This window comes from Roseateles toxinivorans (assembly GCF_004362525.1).
In the GTDB taxonomy this organism is placed as follows: Bacteria; Pseudomonadota; Gammaproteobacteria; order Burkholderiales; family Burkholderiaceae_C; genus Paucibacter; species Paucibacter toxinivorans.
In genome coordinates, this window is record NZ_SNXS01000004.1 from 295026 (window position 1) to 309869 (window position 14844).

The 14844-nt window shown below is 66.9% G+C and carries 15 protein-coding genes; 10 read left to right on the forward strand and 5 right to left on the reverse strand.

The window, feature by feature from the left end; all coding sequences use genetic code 11:
* Positions 1-18: 18 nt before the first annotated feature.
* Entirely contained in the window at positions 19-540 is a 522-nt protein-coding gene (locus DES47_RS16505; RefSeq protein ID WP_133701833.1) for a DUF6622 family protein, read from the reverse strand.
* A 195-nt stretch (positions 541-735) separates the two neighbouring features.
* Here DES47_RS16505 and DES47_RS16510 point away from each other — a divergent pair, with 195 nt between their 5' ends.
* Positions 736-1569, forward strand: a complete 834-nt coding sequence (locus tag DES47_RS16510; RefSeq protein WP_133701834.1) for an N-formylglutamate amidohydrolase — start codon at positions 736-738, stop codon at positions 1567-1569.
* 16 nt (positions 1570-1585) lie between these two features.
* On the opposite strand, the gene DES47_RS16515 is transcribed toward DES47_RS16510, so the two are convergent.
* The 3 genes from DES47_RS16515 to DES47_RS16525 form a co-directional block, all read right to left on the reverse strand.
* Positions 1586-2893: an alginate export family protein gene (locus DES47_RS16515; RefSeq protein WP_166652035.1), complete on the reverse strand. Its 1308-nt coding sequence runs from the start codon at positions 2891-2893 to the stop codon at positions 1586-1588.
* Positions 2877-4337, reverse strand: a complete 1461-nt coding sequence (locus tag DES47_RS16520; RefSeq protein WP_208115047.1) for an MFS transporter — start codon at positions 4335-4337, stop codon at positions 2877-2879. The genes DES47_RS16515 and DES47_RS16520 overlap by 17 nt, the downstream gene beginning before the upstream one ends.
* Before the next feature lie 299 nt (positions 4338-4636).
* Positions 4637-6211 (reverse strand): helicase HerA-like C-terminal domain-containing protein, encoded by a 1575-nt coding sequence (locus DES47_RS16525; RefSeq protein ID WP_133701837.1) that lies wholly within the window; start codon positions 6209-6211, stop codon positions 4637-4639.
* A gap of 113 nt (positions 6212-6324) precedes the next feature.
* Between DES47_RS16525 and DES47_RS16530 the strand changes: the two genes are divergently transcribed.
* From DES47_RS16530 to rng, 9 genes are all read left to right on the forward strand, one after another.
* Positions 6325-7050, forward strand: coding sequence for a YebC/PmpR family DNA-binding transcriptional regulator (locus DES47_RS16530; RefSeq protein WP_133701838.1), 726 nt, complete (start codon positions 6325-6327; stop codon positions 7048-7050).
* Positions 7047-8327, forward strand: coding sequence for a phosphoribosylamine--glycine ligase (gene purD / locus DES47_RS16535; RefSeq protein WP_133701839.1), 1281 nt, complete (start codon positions 7047-7049; stop codon positions 8325-8327). The genes DES47_RS16530 and purD overlap by 4 nt, the downstream gene beginning before the upstream one ends.
* Before the next feature lie 26 nt (positions 8328-8353).
* A complete protein-coding gene (locus DES47_RS16540; protein ID WP_243748367.1) occupies positions 8354-8956 on the forward strand; it encodes a 1-acyl-sn-glycerol-3-phosphate acyltransferase in 603 nt (200 codons plus the stop codon).
* On the forward strand, positions 8953-9903 hold the full coding sequence (hemF, locus tag DES47_RS16545; RefSeq protein ID WP_133701841.1) for an oxygen-dependent coproporphyrinogen oxidase: 951 nt from the start codon (positions 8953-8955) through the stop codon (positions 9901-9903). The genes DES47_RS16540 and hemF overlap by 4 nt, the downstream gene beginning before the upstream one ends.
* Positions 9894-10532 carry a nicotinate-nucleotide adenylyltransferase gene (nadD, locus tag DES47_RS16550; RefSeq protein WP_133701842.1) on the forward strand — a complete coding sequence of 213 codons (639 nt, stop codon included), beginning with the start codon at positions 9894-9896 and terminating at the stop codon, positions 10530-10532. Before hemF ends, nadD begins: the two co-directional genes overlap by 10 nt.
* A complete protein-coding gene (gene rsfS, locus DES47_RS16555; RefSeq protein ID WP_133701843.1) occupies positions 10533-11261 on the forward strand; it encodes a ribosome silencing factor in 729 nt (242 codons plus the stop codon).
* A 23-nt stretch (positions 11262-11284) separates the two neighbouring features.
* Positions 11285-11752 (forward strand): 23S rRNA (pseudouridine(1915)-N(3))-methyltransferase RlmH, encoded by a 468-nt coding sequence (gene rlmH, locus DES47_RS16560; protein ID WP_133701844.1) that lies wholly within the window; start codon positions 11285-11287, stop codon positions 11750-11752.
* A 12-nt stretch (positions 11753-11764) separates the two neighbouring features.
* Complete coding sequence (locus tag DES47_RS16565; protein WP_133702171.1) at positions 11765-12367, forward strand: Maf family protein; 603 nt, start codon at positions 11765-11767, stop codon at positions 12365-12367.
* An 88-nt stretch (positions 12368-12455) separates the two neighbouring features.
* Positions 12456-13943 carry a ribonuclease G gene (rng, locus tag DES47_RS16570; RefSeq protein ID WP_133701845.1) on the forward strand — a complete coding sequence of 496 codons (1488 nt, stop codon included), beginning with the start codon at positions 12456-12458 and terminating at the stop codon, positions 13941-13943.
* Between the two features lie 7 nt (positions 13944-13950).
* Here rng and DES47_RS16575 read toward each other — a convergent pair whose 3' ends face one another.
* Positions 13951-14832 carry an amino acid ABC transporter substrate-binding protein gene (locus DES47_RS16575; RefSeq protein ID WP_133701846.1) on the reverse strand — a complete coding sequence of 294 codons (882 nt, stop codon included), beginning with the start codon at positions 14830-14832 and terminating at the stop codon, positions 13951-13953.
* Between the last annotated feature and the right edge of the window lie 12 nt (positions 14833-14844).

Here is a 14844-nt window from a genome sequence, read left to right on the forward strand (position 1 = left end):
TCTCGCTAGTTGCACGGCTCACAGGCTAAGCGTTGTGGCCCGGCCACCGACGGCAGCTCTGCCATGGCGCAGCACGCTGTTGGCGCGGGCGATGAAAAGGCCGCTCAAGGCGCCGTAGAGCAGGCTCACGCCAAGGCCGAAGGGCGCCAGCTGGGCCAGTTGCGGGGCCATGGCAAGGCTGACGCCGACGATGTACTTGGCCATGAAGATGCCCATGATCATCGCCATCGGCACCCAGCTGCCGGGCACATGGAACAGGCCGGTGGCGCCGTCGAAACGCACGCCCCGTGGCCAGGCGAACTGGCTCAAGCCGGCCACCACCAGGCCCAGGCCCAGGGCCCAGGCGGCGAGGGTCTGGGGCTGCAGGCCGAAGGCCGAGGTCATGCCCCACAGGCCGAAGGCGGTCCAGATCGCCGGCACCGCCATCAGACGCAACCGCGATTGCCGCTGATCGTGGAGTTGCCTGACACCCATGACGATGCAGAGCGCCAGAATGCCCCAGACGAACCAGGGGGTGTGCAGAACGATTTGCTGGAGCATGAACATCGTGGACTTTCGTTGGAGAATGCCGCTTGGCGATGGGCGCATCTTGCGAGAACGCCGCCGCTGGTACGACCGTGGTGCGACCAGCGGCCGCCGTTTGGCGCGAAATGCCGGCCTGAGGCCGCCAACGGAGGGCGAAGCGGCCCCGCAGCAGGCGAGAATCGTCAATATCCTGCTCCCGGACCTGTCTCGATGCGCGCTTTCGAACTCACCCGCCCGACCGGCCCCGAACTGCCCATCGTCGTGGACTCCCCGCACAGCGGTCGGCACTACCCCGGGGACTTTGACGCCGGGCTGCCGCTGTGGCAGCTGCGCCAGGGCGAGGACGCCTTTGTCGAACAGCTCTGGGCCGGCGCGCCGGCGGCCGGTGCCAGCCTGCTGGCGGCCAACTTCCCGCGCGTTTATATCGATCCCAACCGCAGCCTGGAGGACATTGACGAGGCGCTGCTGGATGCGCCCTGGCCGGGTCCGGTGACCGAGAGCACCAAGACCCGGCTTGGCATAGGCCTGGTGTGGCGACAGATGGCGGAGGGGCTGCCGATCTACGAGCGTCGCCTGAGCGTTGCCGAGGTCGAGCAGCGCATTGCGCGCTGCTACCAGCCCTACCACCAGGCCCTGAACGCGGCTCTGGACGAGGCCCACCAGCGCTTCGGCAAGCGCTGGCACCTGAATGTGCACTCGATGCCCGACGATTCCTATGCCCAGCTGGGCCTGCCCGAGCAGCAGCTGGCCGACTTCGTGCTGGGGGATCTGGACGGCAGCAGCGCCGACGCCACCACCATGCTGGTGTTGGAGGGGGCGCTGCGCGCCCAGGGCTATAGCGTCGCCCGCAATGACCCGTTCAAGGGCGTCGAGATCATCCGCCGTTCGGGCCAGCCGGCCCGCCACTGCCACGCGGTGCAGATCGAGATCAAGCGCTCGCTGTACATGGATGTGCAGACCCACCAGCCCAACGCCGGTTTTGTCCGGGCCAAAACGGCAATCGATGCGCTGCTGGCCGCGCTGGCGCGGCACGCGCAGGCCTAGCTACGGCGCGGCTCCCTCAGTAGCGCCAGGTCGCACCGACATGGCTGTAGCTGCCCGAGTGCAGCCCCGCGCGCCTGAGCAGCTCGCTGGCGTCGAAACGTTCGTGGTTGAGGAACAGGCTCAGCTGCGCGCTGAGCGCCCAGGTCCCGACGACGCGCAGCAGCCCGCCGATCTGCCGACCCGGCAGACCCTGGGTGCCCGCGTAGGCGCGCATGCCGCCGGCATAGGCTGCATCCTGCGGGTCGAAACGCCGCGCGAAGCCGTATTCGACCGAGAGTGTCGTTACCGGTGTTGGCGAGACGGACAGGCCTGGCGCGATCATCAGCAGATTGCTCAGGGCCAGAAACTGTCCTTCGCCGAGATAGGCTGAGCTGGCATAGAGCGGGTTGAAGCCCTTGAGCCTGCCGCTGCCGTAAGCGCCGCCGCCGGTGGCGATATCGATATGCGCCGTCAGCCGCGGCTTCCAGCCTTGGTCGGAAAGCGCCAGGCTGTGCACGGCGAACAGGCCCCACGCAGCGACTTCGCGCCCGAGGTAGCGACCGGTCTGATGGGCCAGCGTCCAGTCGAAGCCCAGGCCGCCCTTGCGCCCCCAGAGACGCAGGCCCCAGGTGTCTCGAACGTCGCGGCCCAGTTGACCGCCGAAGCGGAAGCTCGGGTTCTCGCTGTGCATCCAGAACGGGTCGAGATAGGTGTTGGGCCCGCCGTCCGCCGGCACAAGCCAGCTGGCGTTGAGCCCCTGCAGGCGTTCGGCGTGATTGACGGCTTCGTCGAAGCCGCCACGCCCCGGACGCGTCGCCCGCAGGTCGAACGCCCCGACGCGCAGGCCCTGATGCTGGGCGTAGACGCGCAGGCCGTTCCAGCTGCGATGGAGATTGGGACCGTCGCTGAGGCTGATCAGCTGCCGGGGGCCATCGGCGAACTCCTGGCGGCCCAGCATCGCGCCCACCTGCGCCGGACCGAGCCGGCCGCGGGCCTCGACGAACAGCTGCTGCAGCGACACGGTGTTCTGGAAGTTGGCGGTGGCTATGTTGCGGCGGCCATCGACCTGGCCGGTGCCGATCTCGCCATAGACGCGGACCTGGGGGTTCAAGCGCAGGTCTGCGCCCAGAATGCCGCGGAACAGGCCCTGCCGGTAGCTGTTGCCCCGCACCAGCTGCCCTTGCTCGTGGGCGTCGTAGCGCAGGCGCGCTTCGGCGCTGAGCGTCAGCGAGGCCTCGCCGCCGAGCGGCATGGCCTTGAGCGGTACGGCGGGCGCCGGAGCGGCGCAAACCAGCAGGCCGCTCACAAGGGCGCCGCCGACGCCGAGTTTATGCAGCCAGGTCACGGCCATCCTCCTGAGTGCGGCCGGTCGAAACGATGGCAATGACCAGGGCCATGGTGATCAGCATCGCAGCGACGATGAAGGTGATGCCGGTGCCGGTGGCCACCGCTTCGGGCCGGGCGGTCATGATGTCGCTGGCCCCGGCGCCGAACGCAAACACGGTGCCCATCACCGAGGCGCCGGTGATCAGCCCGAGATTGCGCGAAAGATTGAGCAGGCCTGAGATCACTCCCCGCTGGTCAGCGCCGACATTCGTCATCACGGCCGTGTTGTTGGCGGCCTGGAACAGCGCATAGCCGGCGGTGATGACGACCAGCGGGCCGACGTAGCCCGGCACGCCCAAGCTCGTCGGCAGCATGGGCAGCAGGCAGGCGCCGGCCGCCATCGCCGCGAGCCCGGCAATGGTCATCCGCGCGGCGCCGAAACGGTCGGCCAGACGGCCGGCCGGCACGCCGGTCAGTGCCGCAACCAGCGGGCCGACCGACAGGACGAGCCCGACCAGCGCAGCCTCGAGCCCCAGCGCACGGGAGAGGTAGAAGGGACCGACCACCAGTGTGGCCATCATCACCGTCGACACCAGGGCGCTCATCGAGAGGCTGGCGTTCAGCACCGGATCGCGGAACATCGCCAGGCGTATCAGCGGAGAGGCTGCGCCCCCCTCGGCGAGCAGGAACAGGCCGAGGCCCGAGGCCGCGGCAAGCAGCAGGGCCAGGTTGAGGCGGCCGAAACTGCCGTGCCCCAGGGTCATCGCGAGTGCATAGGCGGCGAGCGTCAGGGCCAGCAGCAGCGTGCCCAGCGGGTCGAAACCCGGCCGTTCGGTCTGGGTTCGACGGCGATCAGCGGGCAGGTGGCGGTGCGCGAGCGAGAGCGTCAGCAGGCCCAGCGGCACGTTGACAAGGAAGAGCGCCGGCCAGCCGAAGCCTGCGATCAGCAGACCGCCCAGGGTCGGGCCCAGGGCGGTGCCCACGGCGGACATGGTGCCCAGCAGGCCCATGGCGCTGCCGGTCCTGGCCTTGGGCACAGCCTCACCGACAAAGGCCATGGTCAGGGCCATCATGATGGCCGCGCCCAGACCCTGAAGTGCCCGGGCGGCGATCAGCAGGCCCAGCGAGGGTGCAAGGCCGCACAGGGCCGAGGCCAGGGTGAACAGCGAGATGCCGGCCAGCAGCAGGCGGCGGCGGCCGATCAGGTCACCGAGCCGGCCGACGCCGACAATCAGGCTGGTGATGGCCAGCAGATAGGCCAGCACGATCCACTGCACCTGCTGGAACGAGGCGTTGAAAGCCGTCGCCAGAGTCGGCAGGCCGACATTGGCAATGCTGGTACCCAGCGAGGACAGCAGCATGGACAGTGACAGGCTGGCGAGCACCCAGCGAATCGACGCTGAACCGGCCGCCCTGCCGTCGGCGGCTGTTGCATCGGGTCTTGCGAGAGAGGGTTTCAAGATGGACTCCGTGTCTGAGCCCGCGCTGATCAGACCGGAAGGCCTGATGAGGCTGGCGAAGGACTTGCGGCGATTCAAGCCGCAAGGCTGACGGCTCCCGAAGTGGAGCTGCCTCCAGCGTAGTCATCTGTATGGCCTGGCGGAAGGCGCAGCATTTGCACTTAATTAGTGCGTCTGACGCCATGTCTCCACTCGATTCGCGGTCGTCCAGGGACGGCGAGCCCCGATTTCGGGCGGTCGCCTCCGGCGACCGCCATGGACCCGAGCCGCGGTCACGCGCCCGGGGTGCTTGAAACGGCGAGTCAGCGGCGTCTGCTGCCGCCCAGGATGGAGCCCAGCACGCCGCGGATGATCTCGCGTCCCACGGCGCTGCCGATGCTGCGTACTGCGGAGTTGGCCATGGTCGTGGCCAGCCCGGGGTGTTTGCCACCGCGGGGGCCGGTCGTGCCGAACAGCACATCGCCCAGGCCGCCCAGCAGACCACCGCCGGCTTCCTTGGCCGCCTCCTTGGCGGCGTCGGCCGCCCCGCCGCGCGTGGCGGCCACGGCCTCGTCGGCCATGCTGGGGGTGGTGCGCGGCTCGGGACGGGAATCGGTGGACACCGACACTCGGCCCTTGATCTTCTCGTAAGCCGATTCGCGATCGACCGCCTTTTCATAGACGCCGGCGACCAGCGAGCCGTGCAGCAGCGCCTGGCGCTGCTCGGGCGTGATAGGCCCGATCTGGCTGCCCGGGGGCAGCACGAACACGCGCTCGGTGATGCTGGGCCGGCCTTTCTCGTCCAGAAGGCTGACCAGGGCCTCGCCGACGGCCAGCTCGGTGATGGCGGTGGCGATGTCCAGGCCTGGCTTGGCCCGCATCGTGTCGGCCGCCGCCTTGACGGCCTTCTGATCGCGCGGGGTGAACGCGCGCAAGGCATGCTGGACGCGGTTGCCCAGCTGGGCCAGCACGCTGTCGGGGATGTCCAGCGGGTTCTGCGTCACGAAATAGACGCCCACGCCCTTGGAGCGCACCAGGCGCACAACCAGCTCGATGCGCTCGACCAGGGCCGCCGGGGCGTCCTTGAACAGCAGATGGGCCTCGTCGAAGAAGAACACCAGCTTCGGTTTGTCCAGGTCACCGACCTCGGGCAGCTGCTCGAACAGCTCGCTGAGCATCCACAGCAGGAAGGTGGCGTAGAGCCGCGGCGCGTTCATCAGCTTGTCGGCGGCGAGGATGTTGATCACGCCATTGCCGCCATCGGTCTGCATGAAGTCGGCGATGTTCAGCATCGGCTCGCCGAAGAATTTGTCACCACCCTGTTCGTCGATCTGCAGGAGGCCGCGCTGGATCGCGCCGACGCTGGCGGCACTCACGTTGCCGTACTCGGTCTGGTACTGGGCCGCGTTGTCGCCCACATGCTGCAGCATTGCACGCAGATCCTTCAGGTCCAGCAGCAGCATGCCGTTGTCGTCGGCGATCTTGAACACCAGCTGCAGCACGCCCTGCTGGGTCTCGTTCAGCGCCAGCATCCGGGACAGCAGCAGCGGGCCCATGTCGGAGACGGTCGCGCGCACCGGGTGACCCTGCTCGCCGAACACGTCCCACAGGGTGGTGGGGCAGGACTTGGGCTCGGGCAGCTCGATGCCGCGCTCGGCCAGGATGGCCTTGAGCTTGTCACTGGGCTTGCCCGGCTGCGAGATGCCGGTCAGGTCGCCCTTCACATCGGCCATGAACACCGGCACGCCGATGCGGCTCAGGGATTCGGCCAGGGTCTGCAGGCTGATGGTCTTGCCGGTGCCGGTGGCGCCGGTGATCAGGCCGTGGCGATTGGCCAGCGCGGGCAGCAGCAGGCACTCGATCTCACCGTGGCGGGCAATCAGAATGGGGTCGGCCATGGCTTGAAAACTCCGGATAAAGGGCGAAGGGCCCGGGGGCAAGTAAAATCGCAGTCTATCCAACAAATACAACGGGTTGGCGCCATGGAGCGCACCCGCGAGGAGTTCCAGCAATGGCGGGTCATTCCAAATGGGCCAATATTCAGCACCGCAAGGGTCGGCAAGACGAAAAGCGCGGCAAGGTGTGGACGCGCGTGATCCGCGAAATCATGGTCGCTGCGCGCCAGGGCGGCGGTGACCCGAAGGAGAATCCGCGCCTGCGCCTGGCGATAGAAAAGGCCAAGGCGGCGAATATGCCGTCGGATACCGTCAAGAAGAACATCGACAAGGCCACCGGCAACCTCGAGGGCGTCAGCTACGAGGAAATCCGCTACGAGGGCTATGGCATTGGCGGCGCAGCGGTGATGATTGACACCATGACCGACAACCGCGTGCGCACGGTGGCCGAGGTGCGCCACGCGTTCAGCAAGCATGGCGGCAATCTGGGCACGGATGGCTCGGTGAGCTTCCAGTTCAAGCATTGCGGCCAGATCGTGTTCGCCCCGGGTGCCAACGAAGACAAGGTCATGGAAGTGGCGCTGGAAGCCGGGGCCGAGGACGTGATCACCGACGACGACGGCGCCATCGAGGTGCTGACCTCGCCGGCCGGCTTCGAGGCGGTGAAGAATGCGCTGGAGGCGGCCGGCCTGGTGCCGGCGATGGCCGAGGTGACGATGCGTGCCGAGAACACCATCGATTTGACCGGCGACGACGCCGTCCGCATGCAAAAGCTGCTGGACGTGCTGGAAGACCTGGATGATGTGCAAGAGGTCTATCACAACGCGGGCTTGGACGAATGAAGGTATTGGTGATCGGATCGGGCGGCCGTGAACACGCGCTGGCCTGGAAGCTGGCGCAAAGCCCCAAGGTGCAGTCCGTCCATGTGGCGCCCGGCAATGGCGGCACCGCGCGTGACCCCCATCTGCACAATGTGGCGATCACGGACGTCAAGGCGCTGGCCGATTTTGCCCAGGCCGAGAAGATTGGCCTGACGGTGGTCGGCCCCGAGGTGGCCCTGGCCGCCGGTGTGGTGGATGAGTTCCGTGCCCGCGGTCTGCGCATCTTCGGCCCGACCAAGGCGGCCGCCGAGCTGGAAAGCTCCAAGGCCTACGCCAAGGACTTCATGAAGCGCTACGGCATTCCGACCGCGGCCTACGATACCTTCACCGACGCCGCCGCGGCCCATGCCTATGTCGATGCCCAGGGTGCGCCCATCGTCATCAAGGCCGATGGCCTGGCGGCGGGCAAGGGCGTGGTCGTGGCGATGACGCTGGCCGAGGCCCATGAGGCCGTCGACTGGATCCTCGGCAGCAACAAGCTCGGCGTGCAGCACAACGAAGGCGGCGCACGTGTCGTCATCGAGCAGTTCCTGCATGGCGAGGAGGCCAGCTTCATCGTCCTGTGCGATGGCAAGAACGTGGTCTCGCTGGCGACGAGCCAGGACCACAAGCGCCTGCTCGACGGCGATCTGGGCCCCAACACCGGCGGCATGGGTGCCTATTCGCCGGCACCGGTGGTCACGCCCAATGTCCATGCCAAGGTGATGCACGAGATCATCCTGCCGACCGTTAACGGCATGGCCAAGGACGGCCGGCCGTTCACCGGCTTCCTCTACGCCGGGCTGATGATCGACGAACAGGGCCAGCCACGCACCGTCGAGTTCAACACCCGCATGGGCGACCCCGAAACCCAGCCCATCATGATGCGGCTGAAGAGCGATCTGTTCGATGTGCTGATGCATGCGACAGACGGCACGCTGGATCAGGTCGAGCTGCAGTGGGACCGCCGCGTGGCGCTAGGCGTGGTGTTGGCAGCCCACGGCTACCCGCTGACGCCGCGCAAGGGCGATGCGATCACCGGCATCCCGGCCGCCACCGAGGACGCCTGCGTATTCCAGGCCGGCACGGCCGAGGTCGATGGTCAGTTGCAGACCAGCGGCGGACGCGTGCTGTGCGTCACCGCTCTGGGTGAGTCGGTCAAGCTGGCCCAGCAACGGGCCTACGAGGTCGCGCAGTCCATCCTGTTCGACGGTCGGCAGTACCGCCAGGACATCGGCCACCGCGCCGTGCGCCGCTGAATACCGGAGTTGATTCGATCTTGAACGTGGATTTGGCCGCCAGGCCTGTGACCTTCAAAGGCAGTGCGCTGGCCAGGGGCCTGATGCGCCTGTTCGGCTGGCGAGTGGACTGGAGCGGCCTGCCTTCGCGGCAGGGCGTGATCGTGGTCTATCCGCACACCTCCAACTGGGACTTCATCGTCGGCGTGTTCGCCAAATGGGCGATGGGCCTGCCGGCGCGCTGGTGGGGCAAGAGCAGCCTGTTCAAGGTGCCGTTGTTCGGCACCTGGCTGCGCTGGCTGGGCGGCATTGCGGTCGATCGCGGCAGCGCCCGCGGCCTGGTCGGCGACACGGTGGCCGAGATGCAGGCGGCGCGCGAGCGCGGCGAGCTGTTCTGGCTGGTCGCCGCACCCGAGGGCACACGCTCGCTGACCGATGGCTGGCGCTCCGGCACCTACCATGTGGCCGTGCAGGGCCAGGTGCCCCTGGGCTTGGCGTATTTCGATTTCAAGACTAAAACGGTGGGGCTGCGCGAGTTCATCACACTCAGCGGCGACCCGAAACGCGACTTCGCGCTGATCGAGCAACATCTCGGCCAGCGCCAGGGCAAACGACCGACGATGGCCTCACCGGTACGACTCAAACCATGAACGAAGCCGAACTGAAGATGAGCGCGGTGCGCGAGTACCTGCTGGCCCTGCAGGCCCGCATCGTCGGCGCACTGGAGGCGGCCGACGGCAACGACTTCCTGCTCGACTCGTGGACGCGCGAGCCCGGCGGCCGGCTGGAAGGCGATGGCCAGACGCGACTGGTCGAGGGCGGCGCCCTGTTCGAGCGCGGTGGCTGCAACTTCTCGCACGTCAAGGGCCGCGTCCTGCCGCCCTCGGCCACCCAGCACCGGCCCGAGCTGGCCGGCGCGCCGTTCGAGGCGATGGGGGTGTCGCTGGTGCTGCACCCGCACAACCCCTTTGTGCCGACCGTGCATATGAATGTGCGCATGTTCGCCGCCTTTCCGGCCGATCAGGCGCCTGTGGTCTGGTTCGGCGGCGGCATGGATCTGACGCCGTACTACGGCTTCGAGACCGACGCCCAGCACTTCCACCAGACCTGTGAGCAGGCGCTGCAACCGTTCGGCCCCGAGTTGTACCCGCGCTTCAAGACCTGGTGCGACGAATACTTCTTCCTGAAGCACCGCCATGAGCCACGCGGCATCGGCGGGGTGTTCTTCGACGACTTTGCCGAGCTGGGTTTCGATGGCAGCTTTGCGATGATGCAGGCGGTGGGCGACGCCTTTTTGCCCGCCTATCTGCCCATCGTCGAGCGTCGGCAGAAGCTGGCCTATGGCGAGGCCGAACGCGACTTCCAGGCCTACCGGCGCGGCCGCTACGTCGAGTTCAATCTGGTGTTTGACCGCGGCACGCTGTTCGGTCTGCAGTCGGGCGGCCGCACCGAATCGATACTGATGTCGATGCCGCCTATCGTGAAGTGGCGCTACAGCTGGGCGCCCGAGCCCGGCACGGCCGAGGCTCGGCTGTACAGCGATTTTCTGCGCCCCCGCGATTGGGCGCATGAAACCCCCGGGCCCGCATGGGCTTAGACTCCGGCCTCGCGCGCCGACCTCGCGTCGGCCTGTTTGGCGGCAGTTTCGATCCCGTCCATCTGGCCCATCTGGCGCTGGCGCGCAGCGCGTTCGCGGAGTTGGATCTGGACGAGTTGCGCTGGCAGCCGGCCGGTCAGCCCTGGCAAAAAACAGGGCAGACGGGCCGGGTGATGACCGAGGGCCGGCATCGCGCTGCCATGATCGAGTTGTTGATTGCTGGTGAGTCGGGCTTTGTGCTCGATGACATCGAGCTGCGCCGCCCGGGCGCGAGCTACACGATAGACACGGTGCGCGCGGTGGCGGCGGCAGCGCCGGGAGCGCAGCTGTTTCTGGTGATTGGCCAGGACCAGTATGCGCGGCTGAACACCTGGAACTGCTGGCAAGAGTTGTTGCGCAGCGTGACCCTGGCGGTGGCCGCACGGGCCGGCGAGGCGGTCAGTGCGCCAGCTGCCTTGCAAGGTTTTGAGCACGACATGGTGCGGCTGCAGATGCCGGCCATGAATATTTCGTCCAGCGGGGTGCGCGCAAGCGTGTCGCGCGGCGAGAACATCCGCCCCTTGGTGGGCGACGCGGTGGCGGAGTATATTGCTCTCCACCGTCTTTACGAGACGACACACGAGTACTGAATGGATATACGCAAACTGCAACGCGCCATCGTCGATGGCCTGGAAGACGTGAAGGCCCAGAAGATTGTGGTCTTCAACACCGAGCATCTGTCACCGCTGTTTGAGCGCGTGATCATTGCCTCGGGCACCAGCAACCGACAGACCAAGGCACTGGCAGCCAGCGTCAGAACCACCGTCAAATCGCAGGGCATGGATGTCATGCGCACCGAGGGCGAGGAAAACGGTGAATGGATCATCGTGGATTGCGGCGCCGCCGTGGCCCACATCATGCAGCCGGCCATCCGCGACTACTACCACCTGGAAGAGATCTGGGGCGGCAAGCCGGTCAAGATGAAGCTGGGCGACGAAACCGTCAGGCTGGTCAAGGCCTCGGAAGAGCCGCAGGACGACGAGCCGGTCAAGAAGAAGACCACGTCACGGAAGCCCAGCGCCAAGACCCTGGCCGCCGAATCCGCCGCCAAGGCCCCGGCCCGCAAGACGGCGGCCAAGCCGGCGCCGGCCAAGAAGGTGGTCGTGAAGGCGGGCGCCAAGGCTCCCGCCAAAGCTCCGGCCAAGAAGGTAGCGGCCAAGACGACGTCCACGTCTGCACCGATCAAGACCATGGTCGTCGGCAAGTCCGAGGCGCCGAAGAAGAAGGCGCCCGTGCGTGGCACTGTGTCGCGCACCGTCGGCGTGAAGAAGGCTGCGCCGGCCAAGAAGGCGGCCCCGGCCCGCAAGCGCGCCGCTTGAGCGTTCGTCGCTGAGTCGACGGCATGCGTTTGCTGCTCGTGGCCGTCGGTCAACGCCAGCCGGCGTGGGCCGACACGGCCTATGAGGACTACGCCAAGCGCTTCCCGCCCGAGATGCGGTTGGAGCTGAAGGCCGTCAAGGCCGAAACCCGTGGCAGCAAGACGGCCGAGCAGTTGATGGCCGCCGAGGCCCAGCGCATCGAGGCGGCCCTGCCGCGTGGCGTACGCCGCGTCATCCTCGATGAGCGGGGCGACCGCCTGACCAGTGTTCAGCTTGCTGCGCGAATGAAGATCTGGATGGGCGACGGCCGCGACGTGGCCCTGCTGATCGGCGGGCCCGATGGCCTGGCCGCGCCGCTGAAGGCCACGGCCGACGAGACGCTGCGCCTGTCCGATCTGACCCTGCCCCATGCCTTTGCCCGAGTGCTGTTGGCCGAAGGCCTGTACCGCGCCTGGACGGTGATGACCGGCCACCCCTACCATCGCGAATAGGTCTTTGTGAAGTTGCATTCGTTCATCTATCTCGCCTCGCAAAGCCCGCGCCGTCGTCAGCTGCTCGATCAGCTGGGCGTGCGCCACGAATTGCTGTTGCCCGGGCCCGAGGAAGACGCCGAGGCGCTGGAGGTCGAGATCAGGGGCGAACTGCCCGAGGCCTATGTGCAACGCGTGACCCTGGCCAAGCTGGCCGCCGCCCGCAAGCGGCTGCGCAGCCGTGGACTGCCGGCCGCGCCGATACTTTGCTCGGATACGACGGTCGCGCTGGGCCGCAAGATCCTGGGCAAGCCGCTTGACGCCGCCGATGCACTGGCCACGCTGACCAGCCTGGCCGGCCGCACTCATCGCGTCATCACCGCCGTGGCCCTTTCCTCGGGCCGGGCCGAGCGCCTGGCCGTCAGCATCTCCAAGGTGAAGTTCGCGCCTGTCAGCCCGGCCCAGCTTGAGCACTACGTGGCCAGCGGCGAGCCCTTCGGCAAGGCGGGCTCCTATGCCATCCAAAGCCAGGCGGCGGCGTGGATTTCCCACATCGAAGGCTCATACTCCGGCATCATGGGCCTGCCGCTGTTCGAGACGGCCCAGTTGCTGACCGAGGGTGGCGTGAAGTTCTGAAGAGCATTGCCGCAAGCCGAAAGAAACAGGCTTGCGAGAGTGTTCAGCGCCTTGTGCCCGACCCCGGGCCGGCAAGCAACCGAAGGCTATGGAAGATATTCTGATCAATTGGTCTCCCCAGGAGACCCGCGTGGCCGTGGTGGAAAACGGCGCCGTCCAGGAACTGCATGTCGAGCGCACCCTGGAACGGGGGCTGGTGGGCAATGTTTATTCGGGTCGCGTGGTGCGCGTGCTGCCGGGCATGCAGTCCGCCTTCATCGACATCGGCCTGGAGCGCGCCGCCTTCCTCCATGTGGCCGATCTGCACGATGCCGGCTCCACGCCGCGCAACCACCATCACGATGCCGCCAATGCGCCGGCCGTGCCCATCGAGAAGCGGGTGTTCGAGGGCCAGTCCTTGACCGTGCAGGTGATCAAGGACTCGATCGGCACCAAGGGCGCGCGCCTGTCCTCGCAGATCAGCATCGCCGGGCGGCTGCTGGTCTATCTGCCGCAGGACGAGCACATCGGCATCTCGCAGAAGATCGGCTCGCACGAGCTGCGCGAGCAGCTGCGCGCGCGCATGCTGACCCTGGTCGGCACGGCCGAGGAGGGCGGCGGTGGCGGCTTCATCCTGCGCACCAATGCCGAGGATGCGACCGATGAGGAACTGGCCGCCGACATTGCCTATCTGCGCAAAGCCTGGGCGCTGATACGCGAGCGCAGCTTCAAGTCGCCGCCGGCCAGCCTTCTGCACCAGGACCTGAGCCTGGTCGAGCGCGTGCTGCGCGACCTGGCCCATGAGCGCACCCAGTCGATACGCATAGACTCGAAGATGCAGTTCGACGTTCTGCACAAGTTCGGTGAGCTCTACACACCCAGCTCGGTGCAGAAGCTGGTGCACTACAGCGGCGAGCGGCCGATCTTCGACCTCTACAACATCGATGCCGAGATTGCCAAGGCGCTGGCGCGGCGTGTCGACCTGAAGTCGGGCGGCTATCTGATCATCGACCAGACCGAGGCGATGACCACGGTGGACGTGAACACCGGCGGTTTCGTCGGTGCGCGCAATTTCGACGACACCATCTTCAAGACCAATCTGGAGGCGGCCGGCGCGATTGCCCGCCAGCTGCGGCTGCGCAATCTGGGCGGCATCATCATCGTGGACTTCATCGACATGATGCGTGAGGAGCACCGCAACGCGGTGCTGTCCGAATTCCGCAAGCAGCTGCAGCGCGACCGCACCAAGATCACCATCAGCGGCTTCACCCAGCTGGGCCTGGTGGAGATGACCAGGAAGCGCACCCGCGAGTCGATCGCCAGGATGTTGTGCGAGCCCTGCCCGGTGTGCGAGGGCAAGGGCCAGGTCAAGACCGCGCGCACCGTCTGCTACGACATCATGCGCGAGATCCTGCGCGAGGCCCGCCAGTTCAATCCCAAGGAATTCCGCGTCGTCGCGGCGGCCTCGGTGGTAGAGATGCTGCTCGACGAGGAGAGCCAGCACCTCACCGGCCTGTCGGACTTCATCGGCAAGCCGATCTCGCTCACGGCCGAGCCGAACGGCTGGCCGGAGAGCTACGACATCGTTTTGCTCTGATCGGCCTTTACAGGGCCGGTTTATCGGAAAGAGCCTTCAGGTTGTCGATCAGCTCCTTGCTCATCGGTGCATTCAGATTGATGCCCTTGGGCGGGATCGCCGACTGGAACCACTTCTTGTACAGCGTCTCGAACTCGCCACTGGCGATCAGCCCGGCCAGGGTGTCGTCGACCAGCTTCTTGAAGGCCGGGTCATCGCGGCGCAGCATGATGGCGTAGGGCTCGACCTGGATGGCCTCGGCCACCACCGACAGCTCGGCCGGGTTCTGCGAGCTGGCGCGCAGGCCGTAGAGCAGGATGTCGTCCATGCCGAAGGCGTCGGCACGGCCCTGCTGCACCATCAGCGCCGACTCGGCATGGTCCTTGGCGCCCAGCAGTTCGAAGCCCAGGTTCTGCTCGGTGTTGAGCTTGCGCAGCACTTGGAAGTTGGTCGTGCCGACGGTGGACACCACCTTCTTGCCCTTCAGGTCGGCAAAGGTCTTGATCGGCGCACCGGTCTTCACCAGCAGCCGCGTGCCGGTGTAGAAGTAGTTGGTGGCAAAGGCGACCTGCTTGCCGCGGTCGCTGTTGTTGGTGGTCGAGCCGCACTCGATGTCTATGGTGCCGTTCTGCAGCAGCGGGATGCGGTTTTGCGAGGTCACGGCTTGCGTTGCCACCTTCAGGTCGGCGCGGCCGGTGGCCTTCTTCACCTGGTCCACGATCTTGCCGCAGATCTCCCAGGCGAAGCCGGTCGGCTGGGCGTCACCACCGAGGTAGGAGAAGGGGATCGACGACTCGCGGTAGGCGAGGGTCATGCTGCCGTTGGCCTTGATCTTGTCCAGGGTCAGCGGCGTCTGCGCCTGGGCGGTGCTGACGAGCAGAGCGAGGGCCACAAAGATGGAAGAACGCATGCGAAATCCTTT

Coding starts and splice junctions, on each gene's coding strand:
- DES47_RS16505 (WP_133701833.1), bottom strand. CDS start 540: ATGCTCCAGCAAATCGTTCTGCACACCCCCTGGTTCGTCTGGGGCATT.
- DES47_RS16510 (WP_133701834.1), top strand. CDS start 736: ATGCGCGCTTTCGAACTCACCCGCCCGACCGGCCCCGAACTGCCCATC.
- DES47_RS16525 (WP_133701837.1), bottom strand. CDS start 6,211: ATGGCCGACCCCATTCTGATTGCCCGCCACGGTGAGATCGAGTGCCTG.
- DES47_RS16530 (WP_133701838.1), top strand. CDS start 6,325: ATGGCGGGTCATTCCAAATGGGCCAATATTCAGCACCGCAAGGGTCGG.
- purD (WP_133701839.1), top strand. CDS start 7,047: ATGAAGGTATTGGTGATCGGATCGGGCGGCCGTGAACACGCGCTGGCC.
- hemF (WP_133701841.1), top strand. CDS start 8,953: ATGAACGAAGCCGAACTGAAGATGAGCGCGGTGCGCGAGTACCTGCTG.
- nadD (WP_133701842.1), top strand. CDS start 9,894: ATGGGCTTAGACTCCGGCCTCGCGCGCCGACCTCGCGTCGGCCTGTTT.
- rsfS (WP_133701843.1), top strand. CDS start 10,533: ATGGATATACGCAAACTGCAACGCGCCATCGTCGATGGCCTGGAAGAC.
- rlmH (WP_133701844.1), top strand. CDS start 11,285: ATGCGTTTGCTGCTCGTGGCCGTCGGTCAACGCCAGCCGGCGTGGGCC.
- rng (WP_133701845.1), top strand. CDS start 12,456: ATGGAAGATATTCTGATCAATTGGTCTCCCCAGGAGACCCGCGTGGCC.
- DES47_RS16575 (WP_133701846.1), bottom strand. CDS start 14,832: ATGCGTTCTTCCATCTTTGTGGCCCTCGCTCTGCTCGTCAGCACCGCC.